The 4,727-nt window shown below is 57.4% G+C and carries 3 protein-coding genes and 2 pseudogenes; 3 read left to right on the top strand and 2 right to left on the bottom strand.

Annotated elements, in window-relative coordinates; translation table 11 throughout:
• The first annotated feature begins 90 nt into the window (after window positions 1-90).
• Window positions 91-219, top strand: a complete 129-nt coding sequence (locus tag CO676_RS36960; protein ID WP_280952091.1) for a hypothetical protein — start codon at window positions 91-93, stop codon at window positions 217-219.
• A gap of 198 nt (window positions 220-417) precedes the next feature.
• On the opposite strand, the gene CO676_RS33865 is transcribed toward CO676_RS36960, so the two are convergent.
• A complete protein-coding gene (locus CO676_RS33865; protein WP_097524263.1) occupies window positions 418-1,443 on the bottom strand; it encodes an IS110 family transposase in 1,026 nt (341 codons plus the stop codon).
• A gap of 68 nt (window positions 1,444-1,511) precedes the next feature.
• Here CO676_RS33865 and CO676_RS33870 point away from each other — a divergent pair.
• Together CO676_RS33870 and CO676_RS33875 are read left to right on the top strand one after the other, a co-directional pair.
• Window positions 1,512-2,119 (top strand): annotated as a pseudogene (locus CO676_RS33870) (IS630 family transposase); the annotation flags it as partial.
• Window positions 2,120-2,194: 75 nt separating this feature from the next.
• Window positions 2,195-3,276: pseudogene (locus tag CO676_RS33875) on the top strand (IS630 family transposase).
• A 270-nt stretch (window positions 3,277-3,546) separates the two neighbouring features.
• Here CO676_RS33875 and CO676_RS33880 read toward each other — a convergent pair.
• Window positions 3,547-4,272 carry a GntR family transcriptional regulator gene (locus CO676_RS33880; protein WP_144340253.1) on the bottom strand — a complete coding sequence of 242 codons (726 nt, stop codon included), beginning with the start codon at window positions 4,270-4,272 and terminating at the stop codon, window positions 3,547-3,549.
• Between the last annotated feature and the right edge of the window lie 455 nt (window positions 4,273-4,727).

The raw sequence follows: 4,727 nt of genomic DNA on the forward strand, positions 1-4,727 counted from the left end.
CTCATGCAGAAAATCCTCGATCAGCGCGTCAATTGATACGTGGGAGTCCCTACGCGCTTACGCCGGATCGGCGAAAAGGACGATATAACCATGCCCGAACTCAGCGCCGAACTGGCGGCCAAGGGCACGAACGTCGATCCGGCTTCGATCTCCCGCTGGTTTATCCGTAACGGCTACCGCTTCAAAAACGTATGGCTCGCCCGTCCGCAAGCGGTCTGAAGGAGGCTGATCAATCTGCACCAACGTATCCGGTCTCAAGGCACACCTTGGCCAAGATGGAGCTCCGCACGCCCTGATCCACATAAACGCTCCGGCGAGGTCCGCCATCCTTTTGATCGGGTTTTCAAGGCGTCGTCTAACTGTCAGGCCATCTTCCTCATTCCACCCGCAGATGTTCGCGAGGCCGCAACGCCGCGATTACAGGGCGGCGGCGGCGTGTTCGAACGCAACACGTTTCTGCAAAACTGCCCAAATGATCCGGGCCATCTTTGCCGCCAACGCGACCACGACGACATTCGGATGGGCGCGCGCGATCAGTCGGCGCAGCCACGAGCCGGTTGCGGTCTGGGTGCGCGCCAGATGCGGCATGGCTGCCCTTGCACCATGGATCAGCATGCGGCGCAGATATGCGTTCCCCCGTTTGCTGATGCCCAACAGCCGAGGCTTTCCGCCGGTGGTCATCTGCCGCGGCACCAGCCCCAGCCAGGCCGCGAGATCTCGGCCGCGAGCAAAGGCCTGCGCCTCGTCGATCGCCGCGACAAAGGCGGTGGCGTTCAACGATCCTATGCCGGGAATCGATTCCAGTCGCTGACACGAGGCATCATTGCGGGCAAAGGCAGTGAACTCATCATCAAACGATGTGATGCGTCGGGTGAGATCACCAAGCTCCTGCCACATCTCTTCGAGCAAACGGCGGATTCGATCACTCAACAGATCGCCGCTGGTTTCGATCAGTTGCGGAAGCATGCTTTCAAGCTTCTGACGGCCCTGCGGAATTGTGATGCCGCGCTCCAGAAGAATTGCACGCAGTTGATTGATCAGGGCTGTCCGTTCACCGACCAAACGATCTCTGGCGCGATGGAGGCTCTGCAGGTCGAGTTGCTCCTCGCTCTTGAGGGCGACGAACCGCATCGTTGGCCGGGTCGCGGCTTCAGCAATTGCCTCAGCGTCGCGATCGTCATTCTTCTGCGCCTTTACATAGGGGCGGACGTATTCCGGCGACAAGAGACGAACTACGTGACCCTGCTTTCGCAGCACCCGGCCGAGATGATGAGCGCCGCAGCACGCTTCCATCGCAATGATGCATCCAGGAAACCTCGCGGCCAATTTGGGAATGCTGTTGCGGTGCAGTCGTCGGCGCAGAAGAACTTCGCCGCTGGCATCGATGCCTGCGACGCTGCAGCTATTCTTGCCGAGATCAATTCCCAATAATGCGATCTGCATGACCTGTCCCTTTCTCGATTGAACCTGCGCCATTGTGCAGGAGCCTGAGTGGGCGAGCCATTCCATAAACGCTGCTAGCCAGCGAGCAAGATCGCCCGGATATTCGCCAGGCCCGGCAAGCCTGGACGACCGGACGGCAGCCGAGGATGCGACTTGAGCCATATCGTCTTGTCTTTATTGATGAAACCGGCACAACGACGAAGATGACGCGACTGCGCGGCTGATGCCTCAAGGGCACCGGCTGAAGAGCAAGGCGCCCTTCGGTCATTGGAAGACACAGACCTTCATCGCCGGCTTGCGATGTGACGGGCTGACCGCACCCTTCGTTGTCGACCGGCCGATGAACCGGCGCATCTTCGAGACCTACGTCGAAACACAGCTGGCGCCCACGCTGCGACGCGGCGATGTCGTCATCCTCGACAATCTTGCCGCCCACAAGAGCCAGAAGGTCGAGCAGATGGTCTGCGCCAAGGGCGCCTGGCTGCTCTTCCTGCCACCCTACAGCCCCGATCTCAATCCGATCGAAATGGCCTTCGCCAAGCTGAAAGCGCATCTGAGAGCAAAGGCCGTCCGCAGCATCGACGCCCTCTGGAAGGCCATCGGCGACATCTGCACCCTGTTCTCCCCAGCCGAATGCAGAAACTACTTCAACGCAGCGGGATATGGATTCACTTGAACGTCCGTTGCTCTAGTCATCTGGAACTAAAATTCACTACATTGTATGCTTGGCCTCTTCATTGGAGGTTGACGCATGGCAAATGCGACTGGCCGACCAACGGCACCATTGGTTTTGAGCGAGGCGGAGCGGGAATATCTGGAGCGACAGGTACGCAAGCATCGTGTTGCGCGCTCCATGTCGGAGCGATGCCGGATCATTCTTCGTGGCGAGGGAGTCCGAGCAAGGTCGTTGCGGGCGAGCTCGGCGTGCATAAACATACGGTTGGCAAATGGCGACGGCGCTTCCTTAAAGATCGGCTCGATGGGCTGCTCGACGAAGTACGCCCTGGTCGGCCCCGAACAATCGACGACGATCAGATTGCGGCTGTGATCGAGCGCACGCTGCGTTCAACGCCAAGCGATGCGACCCATTGGTCGATCCGCTCGATGGCAGGGGCCACAGGCTTTTCGCACACGACGATCCGCCGGATATGGAACGCTTTCGGCCTGCAGCCTCATCGCACAGAGACGTTCAAGCTTTCCAGCGATCCTTTGTTCGTCGATAAGGTCCGCGACATCGTCGGTCTTTATCTGTCACCTCCCAATCGGGCGCTGGTTCTCAGCGTGGACGAGAAGAGCCAAATTCAGGCTCTCGACCGCGCAGCCAGTGCTGCCGATGATGCCTCGCGTGCCGGACCGGCGCACGCATTCTTATGTCCGACACGGCACAACCACGTTGTTTGCAGCTCTAGATGTCGCCTCCGGCTTTGTCATCGGCAAATGCTACAAGCGGCACCGTTCCACCGAATTCCTGGATTTCCTGAAGCAGATCGATGCGAGCGTACCGTCCGACTTGGACGTTCATATCGTGATGGACAACTATGCGACCGACAAAACTGCATCGGTCAAAAACTGGCTGATGCGACGGCCGCGCTACCACGTGCACTTCACCCCGACCTCGGCGCCATGGATCAATCAGGTCGAACGCTGGTTTGCGGAACTGACCCGCAAGCAGCTCCGTCGCGGCGTCCACACTTCGACAATGCAGCTCGAAGCCGACATCCGAAGCTTCATCGAACCCATAACGAGAACCCGAAGCCTTACCGGTGGACGAAATCCGCAGACGACATCCTGACCTCCGTCAAACGTTTCTGCCAGAAAGTCCAGGACTTATGACACGAATTTCGGATTCAGGTCTAGTGCATGATCGCCTAAAACTGTGCGTGGAACTCGCCGAGCGCGGCGTTGTCGTGCACGCTCCAATGTCGGCCGTCTTCTCCATCGGCTTGGCTCAGCCATAAAAAAGCCTGCAAAGCTGCGCCCCTCTTCACGGTCTCGACCAGTAATTTATCGCGTCTTGCCGGCAAACGGATCCGACAAGGTGGACGAGCATCATCACTCACCCACAGCATCGCAAAAGCTTGAGATCAAAACATTCGTCTTCTTTTATTCGGGCTTTAAAATTTGCTGGATTTTTAGACGGCCAGTGAGTATATCACCGACTATCGCGTCCTGGACGGCGGCAGTGTTTCTTGCCTTCAGTGCAAAGATTGCGGCGTCGTGAAATCTCTCGCCGTCGTTGTCTTCTAGTTCCCGATTTGCGAGAAGACCCAATGTGGGGCCGATTGTCACCCAAAGATTGTCGATAATCGCCAGAAGCCGGGGCGCTTTCGACTGGGCATATAGAGCGAAGTGGAACTTGGCATTTGCCGCAATCTTCGCCTTGGTGTCGTGAGATCTCCGATGCGTGCAATAGACCAGATGATGATGCTCCAACTCGCGAATGAAGGTCGCCGAGGCATTTTCCGCCGCAAGTTGCGCTGCCCATCCTTCAAGGTTGACGCGGATCTTCGTGATTTCTTCTAAATCTGACTGCACCAGGCTTGGGGCGACAATGGTCTTTGGAGCTGGCATTGACAGGCTTTCCTCGGACACGAGGCGCGTGATCGCCTCTCGGACGGGCGTCACGCTGACCCCCAGCTGAGAGGCTATGGCGCGATGCGTGATCTTTTCGCCAGGCTTATACACGCCACATCTGAGGCTTTCACGCATCACGCCGTATACCCTGTCGGACAGGGTCGTCGTCTGTGGATGTTCGCCCAGATCTTTCATTAGTAGGCTCAGCGCCGGCGGCGCGAATTTGCCGCCAGGCAGAATTGTTCGCGTATTCACAGCAATGTCCTCGCCTTGACCGGCTGGGTAGCCGATTCGATATTGGCGTGCGGATCGTCAGTCGAAGGTATCGGTCAGCTCGACATATCGGTCCAGGAAGATGCCAAAGGCATTCTCCAACCATCCTAACTATATTTTCGACCTTAGATCTGCGCATCAGGGGCAAAAAATCATTTCAGCGGCACCGTACAATTTACGTCGAGTTGATGGCATAAAACATTCTTTAAATTTGCTTTAAGGTTATGTTGCTGAACTAAAGCGGGTCGCGATTTTTGGGATTCAGGGGATTCCCGAATCGGGTTTGGCTCTTACCCTCGGAAGGGGGACGATGGGCAAATCACATCCGCTTGCATTGCGCAACCGTGTCATTGCGTTTGTCGAGGACGGGCACAGCAACCGGGCAGCGGCCCGGCACTTTCGCGTCTCGCCGCGTTTCGTCAACAATCTGGTGAAGC

This window comes from Sinorhizobium sp. BJ1 (assembly GCF_002531555.1).
Classification (GTDB): domain Bacteria; phylum Pseudomonadota; class Alphaproteobacteria; order Rhizobiales; family Rhizobiaceae; genus Sinorhizobium; species Sinorhizobium fredii_B.